The following is a 17,156-nucleotide window of genomic DNA, read 5'->3' on the forward strand; positions in this document are numbered from 1 at the left end:
TTGCTGGTCGTTTAGTCGTGTTTCGGGCAATAAAAAAGGCCCCCGAGGGAGCCTGTGTCTTGCGCATGGGGGGTTTTCGCCCGGCGGTTACACCGCCTTGCCCACACGCTTTCCTACTACGAGAATGAGTGCCGTTTTCATGGTGGCGGACAATAGAATTGGTTTTGCGCCGCTGTCAACGGCGAATATGAAAGACGCCAGACGGTTCGGGCCAGGCAGCCCGGTTGCACCCATCGCCTCGAACCACCGTTCCGCATGATCGCCGGCAGGATCAGTGTCCGCGATCATCCAGATAAGCCATTGAAACCGCGCCAAACTATTTGACGACGTGACGCGGCACGCCGTTTGCCGCGATACTCCGGTCGACCGGCCTGGAGGGGCCGGCAAGCCGCGATGACGACCAGCACTTCACGGGAGGAAGTTTGATGCTCGACAAGACCCCAGCCAAGAAACTATCCGACGTGCTCGACCAATTCAGCGCAGCGCTCGCGGCCGGCGACATCGACGGAGCGGTCGGGTGCTTTCAGGAAGACTGCTACTGGCGCGACCTGGTGACCTTCACCTGGAACATCAAGACCATGGAAGGTCGCGACCAGGTGCGCGAAATGCTGATGAGCCAGTTGGCGAAGATAAAGCCATCGAACTGGGCGCTTGCGAAAGGCGAAGACGCCACGGAGAGCGACGGGCTGCTCGAAGGCTGGATCAGTTTCGAAACGGAGGTTGCGCGCGGCTTCGGCCATATCAGGCTGAGGAACGGCAAGATCTGGACGCTGCTCACCACCATGGTCGAGTTGAAGGGCCATGAGGAACACGCCGGCTTCGCCCGGCCGATGGGTGCCAAGCACGGTCACGGCAAGAACCGGCCGACCTGGAAGGAGGAGCGCGAGAAGGAAGCGACCGAACTCGGCTTTGTCAATCAGCCCGACACGCTGATCATCGGCGGCGGCCAGGGCGGCATCGCGCTCGGTGCCCGGCTGCGGCAGCTCGGCGTGCCGACCATCATCGTCGAGAAGAACGAGCGTGCGGGCGATTCATGGCGCAAGCGTTACAAGTCGCTCTGCCTGCACGATCCGGTCTGGTACGACCATCTGCCCTATATCGACTTTCCTCGGAACTGGCCGGTCTTCTCGCCCAAGGACAAGATCGGCGACTGGCTAGAAATGTACACCAAGGTCATGGAGCTGAACTATTGGTCCTCCACTGAGGCCAAGAGCGCCACCTATGACGATCAGAAGAAGGAATGGACGGTCGTCGTCCATCGCGACGGCAAGGACATCAAGCTGAAGCCGAAGCAGCTGGTGCTGGCCACCGGCATGTCGGGCCGACCCAACATCCCGCAGTTCAAAGGCATGGAGAATTTCAAGGGCGATCAGCACCATTCCTCGAAACATCCCGGTCCAGACAGCTACGCTGGCAAGAAAGTCGTCGTCATCGGGTCGAACAATTCCGCGCATGATATCTGCGCCGCACTCTGGGAAGCCGGCGTCGACGTCACCATGGTGCAGCGATCGACCACGCACATCGTCAGATCCGACACGCTGATGGATATCGGGCTCGGAGCCCTCTATTCGGAGCAGGCCGTGCAAAACGGCATGACCACGGCCAAGGCCGATCTCATCTTCGCCTCGCTGCCCTACAAGATCCTGCACGACTTCCAGATCCCGCTCTACGAGAAGATGAAGGAGCGTGATGCCGCCTTCTACGAGGGCCTGGAAAGAGCTGGCTTCATGCTCGACTGGGGCGACGACGGTTCGGGCCTGTTCATGAAATATCTCAGGCGCGGTTCCGGCTACTATATCGATATCGGCGCCTCCCAGCTGATCATCGACGGCGCCATCAAGCTGAAGAGCGGCGTCGACGTGACCGAGATCAAGGAACATTCGGTCCTGCTCAGCGACGGCACTGAGCTGCCTGCCAATGTCATCGTCTATGCCACCGGCTACGGTTCGATGAACGGCTGGGCGGCGGAGCTGATCTCGAAAGAGGTCGCCGACAAAGTCGGGAAATGCTGGGGGCTCGGCTCGAACACCACCAAGGATCCCGGTCCCTGGGAGGGCGAGCAGCGCAACATGTGGAAGCCGACACAACAGGAAGCGCTCTGGTTCCATGGCGGCAATCTGCACCAGTCACGCCACTATTCGCAGTTCCTGTCGCTGCAATTGAAAGCACGGCACGAAGGCATCGCGACGCCGGTCTACGGCCTGCAGCAGGTCCATCACACGGGATAGAAATTCAGGGCTGTCGCCGGGACTGGCCGCCGGTCGGTTCAATTTTCGCGACTGGCTTAATCGTCCCTACACCATCCGACCTCACCCCCCCTTAACCGCGTCGGCGTAAGATCGATCGCGCTGGGGAAAGTGGAAAAGGGAAATGGGGAACAGCCTGTCCGTGTTCGTCGACCGCGACGCCTCCGTTGGAGAGCCGACATTGCAGGAGCGACGCAAGGCGGAGCAGAGCGACAAGCGCGTTCTGGGCAATGTCGTCCAGTGCGACGGCGCGCGCGCCACCATCAGCGCCCATGCCGCCGATATCGTAGGCACTGTCACCGGCCATTGGAGCGTCGGCAAGATGATCTCCATCAACCTTGGCAACACGCGAACCGTCGGGCTGGTCTACGCGGTCGGCAAGTCGGATCGCGCCTGGCACGATGAGGGCCAGAACCCGATCGAGGTCAGTATCGAGCTCATCGGCGAGGTGCGCGACGGCGCCGAGCCCGGCGCCAAACCGGTTTTCGACCGCGGTATCACCACCTATCCGCATATCGGCGCCATTGCCCACCGCATCCGCAGCCGCGACCTGCAGGCGGTCTATGACCTGGCCGGGCGTCACTCGATCACCATCGGCACGCTGTCACAGGATGAGGCGATCGACGCCAACATCGCTATCGACGACACGCTGGCGCGCCATTTCGCCATTGTCGGCACCACCGGCGTCGGCAAATCCACCGCCGTCTCGCTGCTTTTGCGCAAGTCGATCGCCGCTCGACCCGACCTGCGCGTTCTCATCCTCGATCCGCACAACGAGTTCGCCGCGTCCTTGCCAGAGCACTGCGTCAGAGTCGATTCGGCGACGCTGGACCTGCCCTTCTGGATGTTCAAGCTCGAGGAGTTTGCCGAAGTGCTGTTTCGCGGTCGAGAGATCGTGCCGGAAGAGGTGGACGCCTTGCGCGATCTTATTCCCGCGGCCAAAAACCTTTATCGCAACCCGAATTCGGGCACGTATCTCAGGCGCGGCAGCGATGCGCTGACCGCGGACACGCCGGTGCCCTATCGCATTGTCGATCTCATCAAGCAGATCGACGAGCGCATGGGACTGCTGGAAAGCAAGAACGACCGCCCCACCCTCAAATCGCTGAAGACGCGCATCGAATCGGCAGCCTCCGATCCGCGCTACCGCTTCATGTTCAACTCGCGGCTGATCGAGGACACCATCCACGAGACGATCGGCAACATCTTCCGCGTGCCGCATCACGGGCGCCCGGTGACCTGCTTCGAGATGGCAGGCATGCCTTCGGAAGTGGTCAATTCCGTCTGCTCGGTGCTGGCGCGTCTGGCCTTCGACCTGGCGCTGTGGAGCGAAGGCCGGCTGCGGCTGCTTTTGCTGTGCGAGGAAGCGCACCGCTACATGCCGGCCGATCCGCGCCTTGGTTTCGCGCCGACCCGGCACGCGCTGTCGCGCATCGCCAAGGAAGGCCGCAAGTATGGTTGTTATCTCGGCATCGTCACCCAGCGCCCGGGTGAACTCGACCCCACCATCCTGTCGCAGTGCTCGACCTTTTTTGCGATGCGGCTCGCCAACGAGCAGGACCAGGCGATCATCCGCTCGGCGATCGCCGATTCCTCGGCCTCGACACTGGCGTTCCTGTCTTCGATGGGCCAGCGCGAAGCCATCGCCTTTGGTGAAGGCGTGGCGACGACCATGCGAATGAAATTCGAAAAACTGTCCGATGGCCTGATCCCGGGCACAGCCAAACGCGAGGAAGCCTTGCCGTCCGAGCTTGGCCATGACGTCGATCTGGTGGCGATCGTCGAAAGGCTTCGCAACGTTCCAAAACCGCAGCAGGCGATGGCCTTCGCCGAAGTCGTCGATTCGAGCCAGCAGGCCGGCGATCCCGACTACCGCAAGCCGCCCGCCCCGACTGTCGCACGCGCCCAGCCGGACGACGATTTCGACATGCGTTATGGCCTGAAACCCGCAACCTTCGGCCTGCGCTCGCAGAACGATTGAGCCGGGCGGCTTTAGCCTGTGAGGCTAAGGCGCTTCCAAAGTTAAAACTATGTCACCCTAGGAAACCAGGGCAAATCCCGGAAGGGAATTCATCAGGCCGGATCGAATGACGTGGCTTTCGAGAACCCGGCGCGGAGTGGACATTTGAGTCCATGAGCACCGGAAGTCGAGAAAGCTGCGTCAGTCGGCCGGCCTCATGAATTCTTCTCCGGGATTTCAGGCGCAGACGCGGTTGCGGCCTTGCCTCTTGGCCTCATACAGTTGGCGGTCGGCGCGGCGATAGAACTCTTCGGCGGTTTCCTTGCGATCCCAGACGGCGAGACCGACGCTGGTGGTGATCTTCAGCCGGACATTGCCCGATAGTATCGACATGTTGGCGATCGCCTTGCGGATGCGCTCGGCGAACCTGGACAGAAGTTCGGCATCCATGTTGGGGGTGACAACTGCGAACTCCTCACCACCCAGGCGTGCTACCACGTCGTGATAACGCGTCATGTCCTTGAGACAATTGGCGACCGCCCGCAACACCTGGTCGCCGACGTCATGACCGTGGGTGTCGTTGACCTGCTTGAAATGGTCGAGATCAAGGATCATCAGCCCGACCGGCTTGTCGATGCGACGGAATTCCTCGAGATATTCCTTCAGTGCATCGTCGAAATAACGCCGGTTCTGCATGCCGGTCAGGCCGTCGGTCAGCGCCGCATGCTCCAGCGTTTCCGAACGGGCGCTGAGCGAAACCGTCATGGCGCGCAGCTTGCCTTCTTCCGTCGCCTGCTTGCGGATCAGCGGGTAGATGAAGAAAATCCCGAAGAACAGGGCAGTCGCCAAAAGGACGCCGGTCCCAAACAACAGCTTGTTGAGATAAGTGGTCTTCTCAATCGCGGCAGGCGTAGTGATCTCCGCCGCGAGCGCCTGCAGAAGCCCATAGGCGTGAAGCGTCACCAGGCCGGCGGCCAGGATCACGAAGATGAAGACGAAAAAGGCTGATTCCGCCTTGTGAAAACGCATCTGCTCCCCGTTGCAAAACCCCAAAGACGTTATGGCATCGACGGCCTTACGGAGGGTTAATTAGGACAACTTCAACGGGAGGTCTTCCCTTAAAGTCAACTTTTCAGGTTGCACTCGAAAAGGTGTCCAAGATCGTGGATTCCACACGATCACCAGGGCGCAATCTCAGCCATTCCGGACCCAACTGATGCCTGAACCAGGTCGCCTGGCGCTTGGCATACTGTCGCGTCGCGATCTTCGCGCGCTCGATCGCTTCGGGAAAACTCAGCTCGCCGGCCATTGCGGCCTGGAGTTCGCGAACGCCGATCGCTTTCATCGCCGGCAAGTCGGGATCGAGACCAAGATCGGTGATCTGCCTGACCTCGTCGAGGGCGCCCTTCTCCATCATGCGGTCGAACCGCGCCTCGGTCCGCTCCACCAGCTCCGCTCGGTCCGGCTCGATCACAAGGAAGCGCGTGCTGGCCCTGTCGATCAGTGGACGGCCGCGCGCCGCCTGCCATTCCAGGATGGAACGGCCCGATGCCTCGAGCACCTCCAGCGCCCGCACAATGCGCTGGCCGTCGGTCGGCTTCAGCATCATGCCGGCTGCAGAATCCCTGCGCAGCAGGATGCGGTGCAGCTTGGCGGCGCCCTGCTCCTGGAGTTCGTAGCGCCAGCGATCACGGATCGACTGCGGAATGTCGGGCATTTCCGAAATGCCTTCCGCAAGCGCGCGGAAGTAGAGCCCGGTACCGCCGACGAAAATCACCGGCCGTTCGAAGAGCGTACCGTTGTCGATGAGCTTCATCACGTCGCGCAGCCAGGCGCCGGTGGAATAGGCGGTGGAGGGATGGACATGCCCGTAGAGGAAATGCGGGACGCGAGCGAGTTCGGCAGCAGTCGGCCGCGCCGTCAGCACGTCGAGCACCGAATAGACTTGCATCGAATCGGTGTTGACGATGACGCCGCCGTTGCGCTCGGCGAGGTCGAGCGCAAGGGCGGACTTGCCGCTGGCGGTCGGCCCGGCTATCAGGATCGCGTTCTTAACGCGGCCCTCGCCCGCCTGCCCGCCGGAATTTTTTATGCCGCTGATCGCCACGCTTGTATCCCATCCCGCCGGTCGCGCATTGTCGCCGGCGCTTGCGAATATGGCGTCGCGGTCGGTCGGCGCAAGCACTGTTCGCTGGCTGGCCGAAGGCATCGCCTGTGAATTCGCCCTGCCCGAGACGGCCGAAGCCGCTGAAACGACCGCCAGCCTGCGCGCCGTGCTTGCACCCGAACCGGTTGACGTGATCGTTCAGCGGCCCGAGGCAAGGCGGAAGAAAATCCTTATCGCCGATATGGATTCGACCGTTATCGACCAGGAGTGCATCGACGAGCTCGCCGACGAGATCGGCGTCAAGGATTACGTCGCCGCCATCACGGCGCGATCGATGAATGGCGAGATCGCTTTCGAGCCGGCCTTGCGCGAGCGGGTGGCGCTGCTGAAAGGCCTCGACACTGCCGTGGTCGACCGCATCATCGCCAATCGCCTGACGCTGGCTTCCGGTGGCCGCGCGCTTGTCCAAACCATGCGGGCCAACGGCGCGTGGACTGCACTCGTGTCGGGTGGCTTCAATGTCTTCACCGCACGCATCGGCGCCATGCTCGGCTTTCAGGAGAACCGCGCCAACGGGCTGATCGAGCAGGATGGCCGCTTTACCGGGCTGGTCGCCGAGCCGATCCTGGGGCGTGCCGCCAAGGCCGATGCGCTGCTCGAGATTTCGGCGCGCCTCGGGCTGACGACCGCCGACGCCATTGCTGTCGGCGATGGCGCCAACGACCTCGACATGATCCGCCTTGCCGGCACCGGTGTGGCGCTTCATGCCAAGCAGGTCGTGGCGGCGGAGGCAAAATTCCGCATCGACCATGGCGACCTGACCGCGCTTCTCTATCTGCAGGGCTACCGGCGGGAGGAGTTTGTGGAGTGACGCCGATCCGCACCGAACGCCTGATCCTGCGCAACTGGGAGGATCGCGACCGCGACCTCTTCTACCGCATCAACTCCGACGAGCGCGTCATGGAGTTCTTTCCGTTTCGCCGCGACCGCGCGCAGGCCGACGCCAAGATGGACGAGTTCCGCGCCTGGATTGCCGAGGATGGCTACGGTTTCGCTGCCGCCGAGATAATTGAAACGCGCCAATGCATCGGCTTCGTCGGCCTCCTCGACACCGATCATTTGCCGTTCCTGCCGGCCGGCACCATCGAGATCGGCTGGCGGCTGGCGCCGGAATTCTGGGGCCATGGCTATGTCACCGAGGCAGCCGAAGCCTGGCTCGCCTATGGCTTCGAAACGCTTGGCCTCGAGGAAATCGTATCCTTCGCCGTGAAGGACAACAGCCGGTCCACCGCCGTCATGGAACGCCTGGGCATGACCGCCGACCCGGCCAGCGATTTCGACCACCCCGGCATCCCGGACAGCCACGCCATGCTCAAGCGGCATGTGTTCTACAGACTGACAGCCACGGATTGGCGAGCAAATCGGCGCTGATCAGCGCCGGCCCTGATCAGCGCTTTTCAAACGGAAGCTCGTCGCCAGGTTGCGGCGGTTTGACGCCGACGCGATCGAGCACTTTCGCGAAATCATCGCCCGATGCATTACCAGCCCGTCGACGCAGGAAATCGGCCGCTGTCTTCATGGCTCCAACCTTTGGCGCCACCGCCGCCGCGATCCACTGGTTCAGCGACACACCATCAGCACGCCTCCGGGACTCAGTCCATCCGGATCGTCACAAACCGCAATTCGCCGCTCTTCGACGCCAGCATCAGCAGCGCATTCTTGCGTCCCTGCTCCTTCAGCGCAGCAATCCGGTCCATGACATCCTTGGGCGTGGCGACCGATTCCTGCGCGATCTCGGTGATCACCTCGCCGGCCTGGATGCCGCGTTCGGCAGCGGCTGAATCCTTGGCGACTTCAGTGATAACGACGCCGGAGACTTCGGCGGCAATGCCGAATTTCGTCCGCGTCTCGTCGTTGAGGTCGCCAACGGTCATGCCGAGCACGGACGCCGTCGGGACGGCAGGCGCCTCGTCGCCAGTGTCCTTGTCGGTATTGCCGTTCTCGCCGCTGGCAAGCTTTTCGCCATCTTCGAGCCGGCCAAGCGTCACCTTCACGGTCTGCTCGACGCCCTTGCGCACGATGACCACGTCGACAGCCTTGCCGACCGTGCTCTCGGCGACGACGCGCGGCAGGTCGCGCATTTCATTGACGTCCCTGCCGTCGAACTTGATGATGACGTCGCCCGCCAGGATAGTGCCGTTGTCGACAGGCCCGCCCTTGATGACGCCGGCGACCAGTGCGCCCTTGGCGGTCGCCATGCCGAGGCTCTCGGCAATGTCGTCCGTCACAGGCTGGATGCGCACACCGAGCCAGCCGCGCCGCGTCTCGCCGAACTGGCGGAGCTGGTCGACGACGCCCAACGCCAGCTGCGAGGGAATGGAAAAGCCGATGCCGATCGAGCCGCCGGACGGCGAGATGATCGCCGTGTTGATGCCGATCACCTCACCGGCGCTGTTGAACAGCGGCCCGCCGGAATTGCCGCGGTTGATCGCGGCATCGGTCTGGATGAAATCGTCATAGGGGCCGGAATTGATGTCGCGATTGCGGGCCGAGACGATGCCGACCGTCACGGTGCCGCCGAGGCCGAACGGATTGCCGATCGCCATCACCCAGTCACCGACGCGCATCTTGCTGGAATCGCCGAATTTCACCGCCGTCAGCTTGTGCCCTTTCGGATCGACCTTCAGCACCGCCACGTCGGTCTTGGTGTCGGTGCCGACCAGCGTCGCCTTCAGCGTCACGCCGTCGGAGAAATTCACCTCGATGTCGTCGGCATCGGCGATCACGTGGTTATTCGTCACCACGATGCCTTGCTCGGCGTCGACCACGAAGCCTGAGCCCAGCGACTGCACCTTTTGCGAGGGGTTGCCCTGTTCGCCGGGACGGTTCTTGAAGAAATCGTCGAAGAAGTCCTGGAAGGGCGAGCCCTCTGGAAGCTGCGGCATCGGCACCGCGCCTGGGCCTTCCGTGCCCTTCACCCTCTGCGAGGTCGATATATTGACCACGGCGCCGAGCAGGCCCTGCGCGAGATCGGCGACCGAAGCCGGGCCGTCGTCGGCGGCCGCGGGCGTCACCAGCGACGGGACAGTAGCGACGCCGATAAGAAGTGCTGCAGCACCCGCGGTCAACGTCCGCCTCGCCGCGCGCAAAAAGCTGTTGGATGTCATCGAGAAGTCTCCCGGTGTCTCTGAGAAGAAAAGCGCTCGCCGAAAACGCTGCGTCGAGCCATGTTGGCAAGAAATACGGCACGTTTGCGGCTATGGCTATCGGCGGAGGATAAATCCTCCGTTATCCCGAAATCATCGTCATCCACCACGCACCAGCCAGACGAGCCCGACACCAACGGCGATTGCAATCAGCCCGGCGACCCGCAGCGTATTTTCCGGCATCGACAGAACCTCGCCGGCAAGTTTCTTGGCGAGACCGGGAAAGCCGCCATAGACCAGGCCCTCGACACTACAGCGCCGCGCGTCTTTTTGGACGCGCAAAGGACGCTGTAGCACTTTGATTTGGCGCATGATCCTTTCCGAAAATCGATTCCGATTTTCGGGGTCATGCGCGAGAACCAGGCCTATTGCCGCCAGAAAGTCCTGCACCGGCCGTTACTGGCCGGTGCCTGGCTGCGCTGTCGGTGCAGCGGGTGCACGGGGCACCGCTGCTGCACCAGGCGCTGCCGGCGTGTCCGCGCCGGCGGGATTGCGGAAGAAACGGAAGAAGTCCGAATTCGGCGACAGCACCATCGTCGTCCCGGTACTGTTCAGCGCCGTGCCGTAGGCATTCATCGACCGGTAAAAGTCGAAGAAGGCTGGATCGCGCTGGTAGGCGTTCGCGAAGGTGGCGCTGCGTTGAGCTTCACCTTCACCGCGCAGGATTTCAGACTCTCTCCGTGCCTCGGCGACGATCTCCACCACTTCGCGGTCGGCGCGCGCCCTGATGCGCTGCGCCGCCTCGTTGCCGCGCGCCCGCAGCCGCTCGGCTTCCGCCAGACGCTCAGCCTTCATGCGGTCATATGTCTGTTGCGAGACTTCCGCCGTCAAATCGGTCCGGCGAATGCGGACATCCTCGATCTGCAGGCCGAGCGACGTGGCGTCGGGCCTCAGCTGATCGCGCACTTCGCGCATCATCACGGCTCGCTCTTCCGAGAGCGCCGCCTCGAAGTCGCGCAGACCGTAGACACGGCGCAAGGCGGCGTCGAGACGCGTCCTCAAGCGTGCCTCGGCCAGTTCGATCTGGCCGGACACCGCGGAGCGAAACACGCGCGGATCCGAGATCCGATAGGCGATGAAGGCGTCGACCTCATAAAACTTGCCGCCCGAAACCTGGACGCGGATGTTGTCGAGGTCGAAGCGCAGCACCCTGTTTTCGATCAACTGCACGCTGTCGGCATCGAAGAAGGCGAACGGCGCCTTGAAATAGATGCCCGGCTGGCTCTTGACGTCGACGATCTCGCCGAACCTGAGCACCAGTGCCTGCTGGCGCGCATTGACAACGAAGACCGACGAATAGAGCAGGAACAGGACGACCGCGGCGATGACGGCGATGATGGGAAGACGGTTGGCCATCACTGGTTTCCTCCCAGCACCGGCGCCGGCGCCGGCACCTTCTGCTGCAATGCCGGCAGCGGCAGATAGGGAACGACCCCTGGTCCGCTGCCTTGCTCGATAATGACCTTGCTGGAATCCTTCAGAACCCTCTCCATCGTTTCCAGATAAAGCCGCTGGCGCGTCACATCCGGCGCCTTGGCGTATTCGTCATAGACCGAGATGAAGCGCTGCGCCTCGCCTTCGGCCTCCTGCACGACCCGGTTCTTGTAGCCGGCCGCCTCCTCGCGGATCTGTGCGGCCTCGCCGCGCGCCTGGCCGAGCTTCTGGTTGGAATACTGGTTGGCCTGCTCGACGAACTTGTCCTCGTCCTGTTCGGCGCGCTGCACCTCGTCAAAGGCGTCGGCCACTTCGCGCGGCGGTGCGGCATCCTCGATCGAAATCGCGTTGACGTTCAGGCCGGCCTTGTAGCCGTCCAGCGTCGTCTGGATGATTTCGCGCACGGACGCTGCAATGCCCTCGCGATCGTCGCGGAAGATGTCCTGCGCCGGCCGCCGGCCGACCGCTTCGCGCATGGCGCTTTCGGCGACCTGGCGCAGCATGCCGTCGGGATCGGACACGTCGAACAGATAGGCCCTCGGATCGGAGACCTGATAGGCCACCGAGAACTGGACGTTGACGATGTTCTGGTCGCCCGAAAGCATCAGCCCTGAACCGTTGCCGGAGGCCGTGCCGCCGCCGATGTTGACGAGTTGTTCGGCAATCACGGCCGTCTCGACCGTCTCGATGGGCCACCAATGGAAATGCAGGCCGGGCTGGGAGAACTCTGCCTTTGGCACGCCGAATCTGAGTTCGACCGCAACCTCGTCGGGCTGCACGGTATAGACCGCCTTGAACGCCCACAGCGCTATAAGCGCTGCCGCGATCAATCCGAACACGGCTGGGCTGGCGCCAGCGCCACCCGGCAAAGCACGCCGCAACCTGTCCTGGCCGCGCCGGATGATGTCTTCGAGATCGGGAGGCGAGCCCTGCGGACCGCTAGGCCCCTTTGGTCCCTGCCCCCAGGGTCCTGGATTGTTGCCGCCGCCCCATGGGCCGCCGCCTCCGCCGCTTTTGTCATTCCAGGGCATGAATGTCCTTTCGCTCCCTCATGCGCCGGCCTGACGACGCAAAATCCGGTGTTGTTCTTCTATAGGGATGCGACGGCGCGCTTTCAACGCGATCGGTCGTCGTCACCGCCCGTTTTGGACCGTCGCGACCCTTTACCGTCTCTCAATGCACGTCGCGGCGTCGCTCGTAAACCGAATAGCGTGTCGCATGACTATCCTTTTCACCGGCTGGAACGTCCTGCGAGCGGCCGATGCGCCACAAATCCGGGTCGATCGGCGGGAAATGCGCGTCGCCGTCGACCGCGGCAAGGACATGGGTGACATGCAGGCGGTCGGCCAGCGGCAGCGCCTGGGCATAGATCTCGCCGCCGCCGATGACGCAGATTTCGTCGGCGCCGGCCATGCAGCGCCCGCGCACCTTGGCCAGGCGGATCGCCTCGTCGAGCGAATGCACGACTTCGACGCCCTCGGCGCGCCAGGCGTTGTCGCGGGTCACCACGATATTGAGCCTGCCAGGCAGAGGCCGGCCGATGCCTTCATAGGTCTTGCGACCCATGACGATAGGTTTGCCCATCGTGTCGGCCTTGAACCGCTTGAGATCGCTGGAAAGCCGCCACGGCAAACCGCCATCGCGCCCGATCACACCGTTTTCGGCGATGGCGACATAGATCGCGACGTCCATCAGCCGCCGCTCCCGCCCGAAGGTGCCAGCAGCAATATGTCGATGTCGTGCTCAGGGTAGAAATTCTCTGCCGTCATCTCGAAACGCGTCGGCCCGACTTTCCTGACGTTTTCGCCACAGAACGAGACCAGGTTCTTCGGATCGCCCTTGTCGACGGTCAGCTTGAACTTGCCGATCGAGCCAGTCGCCCAGTTGCCGCCAGTGGTCAGGACATAGGCGATGCGGTTTTCGAAATATCTCGGCGTGCCGTCGGGAGTGCCCTTCGCCGCCTTGCGAATCGCATTCTCGAACGTGCCGTCCATGCAGTAACGGGTCTTGTAGGCGGCGTATTGGCCCTGGAACTGGCCGTCATAGAAGAAGCTGACCGAGGAGGTGCCGCCGACGCTGGGCTTGTAGCGATGGGCGACGCGAACTGCCTTGTTGGCTGGAAAGGTCGAGCGCCACCAATAGGTCGAGCGCAATTGCCAGAACGGCACATAGACGGTTTTCATGCCCGAACCGTCGTCGGCGGTATCCTCGATGATGAGGCCGCGGTCGACCCAGTCGTCGGCAACCGCTTGCGGCAGCTTCGCCAATGCCGCCCTGGCCGCATCGCCGAACGGGTAGAACGGCACGTTCTGCGACTTGAGATCGGCACTGATGTCGATGCCGAGCGCAAACGCCTTCTGCTCGAGCTGCGGCTTTGCCGCCACGCCGTCTATTGTCACCTCGAAGCCGAGGAAATTATCGCTCTGGCCGTCGGGAATTGCCGGCATCTCGTTCGGATCGCCTTCGATGTCAGGCATCGGAAAGGCGACGATCGCATCGACATCCTTGTCGGTGTTGTTGCGGAAGACATAGTCGACCGTCACCTTTTCCGGCGAGATGTAGAGGTCCTCGCTTTCCATGGCGACCGCGTCGCTGCGCGACAGGATCAGGCCGCCCGTCCCCAATTCGGCGATCGAATCATTGGCGAACACGGGCGTGGCCGAAAGCGCCAGCGCGGCGGTCAGGACATAACGGAACATGGAAGCTCCCTGGGCGAAATGCCGCTACGACTCTATCGCATCGGCTCGAAAATCGGAATCGATTTTCGGTAAGCACGATGCGAGGATTCAGGTGCTAGAGCGTACTTTGTGCGTCCAAGTGGACGCACGTCGCTCTATCGCATCGGCCCGAAAATCGGAATCGATTTTCGGTAAGCACGATGCGACGATTCAAGGTGCTAGAGCGTACTTTGCGCGTCCAAGTGGACGCACGTCGCTCTATCGCATCGGCCCGAAAATCGGAATCGATTTTCGGAAAGCACGATGCGACGATTCAAGGTGCTAGAGCGTACTTTGTGCGTCCAAGTGGACGCACGTCGCTCTAGCCGTTTCAATGTGGAGTTTCAAAGCCCTTCCGCGCTTGCGCACATGCCATGCCCACCTGCCGTCCAGTCTGGACAGCGACGTTCCGATCGGGCAGGAGATCGCCCATGCGCAAGCTTCTCGTCATCGGCATCGGCGCCGGCAATCCCGACCACTTGACCGTGCAGGCGGTCGACGGCTTGAACCGCGCCGACGTGCTGTTCATTCCCGACAAGGGCGCAAAAAAGAACGATCTCGCAGAACTGCGCCGCCATATCTGTGACCGGTTCGTCACCAATCCAGACTCGCGCCGCGTCGAATTCGACGTGCCGGTGCGGGCCGAGCCAGCGCCCTCCTATCGCTCGACCGTCGATGACTGGCACGAGGCGATCGCCGCGATCTATGAAAGCCTGATCCGCGACGAGCTTTCGCAAGATGGCTGCGGTGCCTTCCTGATCTGGGGCGATCCCTCGCTCTACGACAGCGCGCTGCGCATCCTGGAGCGGGTGCGCATGAGAGGCAATGTCGCGTTCGAGCTCGAGGTGATCCCCGGCATCACTGCCGTCCAGGCGCTCGCCGCCAGCCACAAGATGGCGCTGAACCGCATCGGCGATGCGGTTCAGATCACCACCGGCCGCCGGCTCACCGAGGAAGGCTTGCCCGACAATGCCGGCAGCACCGTCGTCATGCTGGACGGCAAATGCGCCTTCAACACGCTGGACGACAACGACCTCCTTATCCACTGGGGCGCTTATCTTGGCACGCCCGACGAGATCCTCATTTCCGGCCGCCTTGGCGACGTCGGCGACGAGATCGTCAGGACCCGCGACGAGGCGCGTCGGAAAAAAGGCTGGATCATGGACACTTATCTGCTGCGCAAGCCCGGCGAGCCTGAGGAGTAGGCTCCGCCAATACAGGTTCCATCGACCTCACCCGGCATCGATCTCCGCCTGTAAAGCTTCCAAATGCGCCGCTGCCGCGGAAGCCGCTGCCCGTTCGATGGCGCGAAAGCGGCTGACCACCGCAAGCCCGGCCGGAGTCAACTGCGCGCCGCCGCCCTTTTTGCCACCGGTCTGCGCCGCGACCAGCGGCTTGCCGAACACCCGGTTCATGTCCTCGACCAGATCCCAGGCGTGTTTGTAGGACATTTCCATGCCGCGCGCCGCCGCCGAGATCGAGCCGAAGGCGGCGATCTGCTGCAGAAGCTCGATCTTGCCCGGCCCGATGCGCCCTTCTGGATCGAGGTTTATCCGCAAGCTCAGCGACGGCATTCTCTCCTCCGCAGTCCCGCCATCCATCCTAGAAGCTCTCCGGCGCTACCGCTATTCCAAAATGATATAGCGACCATCATCCGCGGGTCATCCATCCGCCTCGACTGGCAGGCCGGCGCTCATATTCGCCGGGTCGAAGCTAACCGTCTTGACCACCGCGTAGACCTCTCGACCAAGCCGGAGTTTCAGCGTCTGTCGCGATTGCTCGGTGATCCGGGCAAGCACGGTTGCGCCATGGCAGTCGATGCCGATCTCGACCGCGGGGCCCTCGCCCGGCGCCATCGTCACGATCGTGCCCTGCAAGATGTTGAGCGCGCTGAGACCCGTCGGCTGTTCGGTGGCGATCATCACATCGCGGGCACGGATGCGAACGCGCATCGGCGCACCGACCGGCACCGCCAGAAGCGGCACGCGGATCTCGCCCGCCACCGAGCCGAGCACGGTCATGCCAAAGACATTGTCGTGGCGCAGCACCGCGGTATCCAGCACCGCGCCGCCCTCGCCGCGCTCCTCCGCCGGCAACAGGTCGAGCCGCTGCATGATCGCCCCGGTCGGGCCGCAAGCAGCGACTTTGCCTTGCGCCAGCACAACGACGTCGCTTGCCAACCGCGCGACCTCTGAGATCGAATGGCTGACATAGACGATCGGGATTTTCGTCTCGTCGCGCAGCCGCTCGATATAAGGCAGGATTTCTGCCTTGCGGGCCTCGTCAAGCGAAGCCAGCGGCTCGTCCATCAGCAACAGTTTCGGGCTGGCGAGCAGCGCCCGGCCGATCGCCACGCGCTGTTTCTCGCCGCCGGAAAGCTTTGCTGGCCGCCGGTCGAGCAAAGCACCGATGCCGAGCAGGTCGACCACCGCATTGATGTCCGCATAGCGTTCGGCCGTCGGCGTGAACCAGCGGCCGTAGCGCAGATTGCTGGCCACGCTCATATGCGGAAACAGCCGCGCGTCCTGGAACACCATGCCGATGCGGCGCTTGTGCTTAGGCACGAACCGACCCGCATCCGTATCGACCAGCACGCGGCCGTCGGCCTCGATCCGCCCCTTGTCCGGCCGGATGAGGCCCGCAATCATGTTGATCAGCGTCGTCTTGCCGGAGCCCGAGGGCCCGAACAGCGCGGTCAGCCGCCCGGCGCTCTCGAAGCGGGCGTCGACCTCGAAGTCGCCAAGCCGATGGCTGATGTCGACCACAACCGTCATTCGATATCCATCCGCCTGCCGACGCGCCGCGCCAGCACCTCCGATGCGACAAGTGCTGCCATCGAGATGACGATCGAGATCAGCGTCAGCCTGAGCGCGCCGGCATCGCCGCCCGGCACTTGCGTGAACGTGTAGATCGCCGACGGCAGCGTCTGCGTCTGGTTGGGGATGTTGGAAACGAAAGTGATCGTTGCGCCGAATTCGCCCATCGCCTTGGCGAAAGACAGGATCGCGCCGGTAATCAGGCCGGGCAGGATCAGCGGCAGCGTGATCGTCGCGAACACCCACAACGGATTGGCGCCAAGCGTCCCGGCCGCCGCCTCGATTCTGCGGTCGACCGCCTCGATCGACAGCCGGATAGCCCGCACCATCAGGGGAAAGCCCATGACAGCGCAGGCCAATGCGGCACCCGTCCAGCGAAAGGAGAAGACAATGCCGAAATGCTCGGCCAGAAACGCCCCGACCGGGCCGCGCCTGCCGAAGGAGAGCAGCAGCAGATAGCCGATAACCACCGGCGGCAGGATCAACGGCAGATGCACCAGCCCGTTGAGCAGCGTCTTGCCCCAGAATTGGCCACGGGCAAGCACAAGCGCGATCAATATGCCGGGCGGCAGGCTGGCGACCATCGCCACTGTCGCCACCTTGATCGACAGCCGGACCGCGTTCCATTCGTCGGGAGTGAGGTCCAGCAACCAATCCATCTTTTGGCGTG

The 17,156-nt window shown here is 63.0% G+C and carries 18 protein-coding genes; 5 read left to right on the forward strand and 13 right to left on the reverse strand.

The features are described from left to right. Positions 1-87: 87 nt before the first annotated feature. On the reverse strand, positions 88-288 hold the full coding sequence (locus AC0L2C_RS26970; protein ID WP_091594240.1) for a hypothetical protein: 201 nt from the start codon (positions 286-288) through the stop codon (positions 88-90). A gap of 137 nt (positions 289-425) precedes the next feature. Between AC0L2C_RS26970 and AC0L2C_RS26975 the strand changes: the two genes are divergently transcribed. After that, entirely contained in the window at positions 426-2,228 is a 1,803-nt protein-coding gene (locus AC0L2C_RS26975; protein ID WP_473524845.1) for an NAD(P)-binding domain-containing protein, read from the forward strand. 160 nt (positions 2,229-2,388) lie between these two features. Then, positions 2,389-4,227, forward strand: coding sequence for an ATP-binding protein (locus tag AC0L2C_RS26980; protein ID WP_473524871.1), 1,839 nt, complete (start codon positions 2,389-2,391; stop codon positions 4,225-4,227). 216 nt (positions 4,228-4,443) lie between these two features. Here the strand turns inward: AC0L2C_RS26980 and AC0L2C_RS26985 are convergent, their stop codons facing one another. Together AC0L2C_RS26985 and miaA are read right to left on the reverse strand one after the other, a co-directional pair. Continuing rightward, positions 4,444-5,235: a GGDEF domain-containing protein gene (locus tag AC0L2C_RS26985; protein ID WP_473524846.1), complete on the reverse strand. Its 792-nt coding sequence runs from the start codon at positions 5,233-5,235 to the stop codon at positions 4,444-4,446. A gap of 103 nt (positions 5,236-5,338) precedes the next feature. Further along, positions 5,339-6,307 (reverse strand): tRNA (adenosine(37)-N6)-dimethylallyltransferase MiaA, encoded by a 969-nt coding sequence (gene miaA, locus AC0L2C_RS26990; protein ID WP_473524872.1) that lies wholly within the window; start codon positions 6,305-6,307, stop codon positions 5,339-5,341. On the opposite strand from miaA, the gene serB reads away from it, so the two are divergent. Both serB and AC0L2C_RS27000 read left to right on the forward strand, forming a co-directional pair. Beyond that, entirely contained in the window at positions 6,297-7,184 is an 888-nt protein-coding gene (gene serB / locus AC0L2C_RS26995; RefSeq protein WP_473524847.1) for a phosphoserine phosphatase SerB, read from the forward strand. The genes miaA and serB overlap by 11 nt on opposite strands. After that, positions 7,181-7,744: a GNAT family N-acetyltransferase gene (locus tag AC0L2C_RS27000; RefSeq protein WP_473524848.1), complete on the forward strand. Its 564-nt coding sequence runs from the start codon at positions 7,181-7,183 to the stop codon at positions 7,742-7,744. Before serB ends, AC0L2C_RS27000 begins: the two co-directional genes overlap by 4 nt. A 16-nt stretch (positions 7,745-7,760) precedes the next feature. Here the strand turns inward: AC0L2C_RS27000 and AC0L2C_RS27005 are convergent, their stop codons facing one another. From AC0L2C_RS27005 to AC0L2C_RS27035, 7 genes are all read right to left on the reverse strand, one after another. Beyond that, the gene (locus tag AC0L2C_RS27005) at positions 7,761-7,892 is read right to left on the reverse strand and encodes a hypothetical protein (RefSeq protein ID WP_287180751.1); all 132 of its coding nucleotides are present in this window, start codon (positions 7,890-7,892) and stop codon (positions 7,761-7,763) included. Between the two features lie 73 nt (positions 7,893-7,965). Beyond that, the gene (locus AC0L2C_RS27010; RefSeq protein ID WP_287056274.1) at positions 7,966-9,480 is read right to left on the reverse strand and encodes a DegQ family serine endoprotease; all 1,515 of its coding nucleotides are present in this window, start codon (positions 9,478-9,480) and stop codon (positions 7,966-7,968) included. Between the two features lie 138 nt (positions 9,481-9,618). Continuing rightward, positions 9,619-9,831 (reverse strand): DUF2065 domain-containing protein, encoded by a 213-nt coding sequence (locus AC0L2C_RS27015; RefSeq protein WP_287056277.1) that lies wholly within the window; start codon positions 9,829-9,831, stop codon positions 9,619-9,621. 84 nt (positions 9,832-9,915) lie between these two features. Further along, positions 9,916-10,875: a protease modulator HflC gene (gene hflC / locus AC0L2C_RS27020; RefSeq protein WP_473520130.1), complete on the reverse strand. Its 960-nt coding sequence runs from the start codon at positions 10,873-10,875 to the stop codon at positions 9,916-9,918. Further along, entirely contained in the window at positions 10,875-11,984 is a 1,110-nt protein-coding gene (hflK, locus tag AC0L2C_RS27025; protein ID WP_473524849.1) for an FtsH protease activity modulator HflK, read from the reverse strand. Before hflK ends, hflC begins: the two co-directional genes overlap by 1 nt. 142 nt (positions 11,985-12,126) lie before the next feature. Next, positions 12,127-12,645 carry a dihydrofolate reductase gene (locus AC0L2C_RS27030; RefSeq protein ID WP_128180506.1) on the reverse strand — a complete coding sequence of 173 codons (519 nt, stop codon included), beginning with the start codon at positions 12,643-12,645 and terminating at the stop codon, positions 12,127-12,129. Then, positions 12,645-13,652 carry a DUF4424 domain-containing protein gene (locus tag AC0L2C_RS27035; RefSeq protein ID WP_473524850.1) on the reverse strand — a complete coding sequence of 336 codons (1,008 nt, stop codon included), beginning with the start codon at positions 13,650-13,652 and terminating at the stop codon, positions 12,645-12,647. Before AC0L2C_RS27035 ends, AC0L2C_RS27030 begins: the two co-directional genes overlap by 1 nt. Before the next feature lie 449 nt (positions 13,653-14,101). Here AC0L2C_RS27035 and cobF point away from each other — a divergent pair, with 449 nt between their 5' ends. Next, the gene (cobF, locus tag AC0L2C_RS27040) at positions 14,102-14,875 is read left to right on the forward strand and encodes a precorrin-6A synthase (deacetylating) (RefSeq protein ID WP_128180510.1); all 774 of its coding nucleotides are present in this window, start codon (positions 14,102-14,104) and stop codon (positions 14,873-14,875) included. A 27-nt stretch (positions 14,876-14,902) separates the two neighbouring features. Here cobF and AC0L2C_RS27045 read toward each other — a convergent pair whose 3' ends face one another. From AC0L2C_RS27045 to modB, 3 genes are all read right to left on the reverse strand, one after another. Next, entirely contained in the window at positions 14,903-15,244 is a 342-nt protein-coding gene (locus AC0L2C_RS27045) for a winged helix-turn-helix domain-containing protein (RefSeq protein ID WP_473524851.1), read from the reverse strand. A gap of 87 nt (positions 15,245-15,331) precedes the next feature. Continuing rightward, entirely contained in the window at positions 15,332-16,444 is a 1,113-nt protein-coding gene (gene modC, locus AC0L2C_RS27050) for a molybdenum ABC transporter ATP-binding protein (RefSeq protein WP_473524852.1), read from the reverse strand. After that, positions 16,441-17,145, reverse strand: a complete 705-nt coding sequence (gene modB / locus AC0L2C_RS27055) for a molybdate ABC transporter permease subunit (protein ID WP_091594220.1) — start codon at positions 17,143-17,145, stop codon at positions 16,441-16,443. The genes modC and modB overlap by 4 nt, the downstream gene beginning before the upstream one ends. Positions 17,146-17,156 lie beyond the last annotated feature (11 nt).

It is taken from the genome of Mesorhizobium sp. WSM4845 (assembly GCF_055811455.1).

Bases quoted from the DNA above. Each gene is read 5' to 3' on its own strand.
- AC0L2C_RS26970 (WP_091594240.1), bottom strand. From the start codon at position 288: ATGATCGCGGACACTGATCCTGCCGGCGATCATGCGGAACGGTGGTTC.
- AC0L2C_RS26975 (WP_473524845.1), top strand. From the start codon at position 426: ATGCTCGACAAGACCCCAGCCAAGAAACTATCCGACGTGCTCGACCAA.
- AC0L2C_RS26985 (WP_473524846.1), bottom strand. From the start codon at position 5,235: ATGCGTTTTCACAAGGCGGAATCAGCCTTTTTCGTCTTCATCTTCGTG.
- serB (WP_473524847.1), top strand. From the start codon at position 6,297: ATGCCGCTGATCGCCACGCTTGTATCCCATCCCGCCGGTCGCGCATTG.
- AC0L2C_RS27005 (WP_287180751.1), bottom strand. From the start codon at position 7,892: ATGAAGACAGCGGCCGATTTCCTGCGTCGACGGGCTGGTAATGCATCG.
- AC0L2C_RS27010 (WP_287056274.1), bottom strand. From the start codon at position 9,480: ATGACATCCAACAGCTTTTTGCGCGCGGCGAGGCGGACGTTGACCGCG.
- AC0L2C_RS27015 (WP_287056277.1), bottom strand. From the start codon at position 9,831: ATGCGCCAAATCAAAGTGCTACAGCGTCCTTTGCGCGTCCAAAAAGAC.
- hflC (WP_473520130.1), bottom strand. From the start codon at position 10,875: ATGGCCAACCGTCTTCCCATCATCGCCGTCATCGCCGCGGTCGTCCTG.
- hflK (WP_473524849.1), bottom strand. From the start codon at position 11,984: ATGCCCTGGAATGACAAAAGCGGCGGAGGCGGCGGCCCATGGGGCGGC.
- AC0L2C_RS27030 (WP_128180506.1), bottom strand. From the start codon at position 12,645: ATGGACGTCGCGATCTATGTCGCCATCGCCGAAAACGGTGTGATCGGG.
- AC0L2C_RS27035 (WP_473524850.1), bottom strand. From the start codon at position 13,652: ATGTTCCGTTATGTCCTGACCGCCGCGCTGGCGCTTTCGGCCACGCCC.
- cobF (WP_128180510.1), top strand. From the start codon at position 14,102: ATGCGCAAGCTTCTCGTCATCGGCATCGGCGCCGGCAATCCCGACCAC.
- AC0L2C_RS27045 (WP_473524851.1), bottom strand. From the start codon at position 15,244: ATGCCGTCGCTGAGCTTGCGGATAAACCTCGATCCAGAAGGGCGCATC.
- modC (WP_473524852.1), bottom strand. From the start codon at position 16,444: ATGACGGTTGTGGTCGACATCAGCCATCGGCTTGGCGACTTCGAGGTC.
- modB (WP_091594220.1), bottom strand. From the start codon at position 17,145: ATGGATTGGTTGCTGGACCTCACTCCCGACGAATGGAACGCGGTCCGG.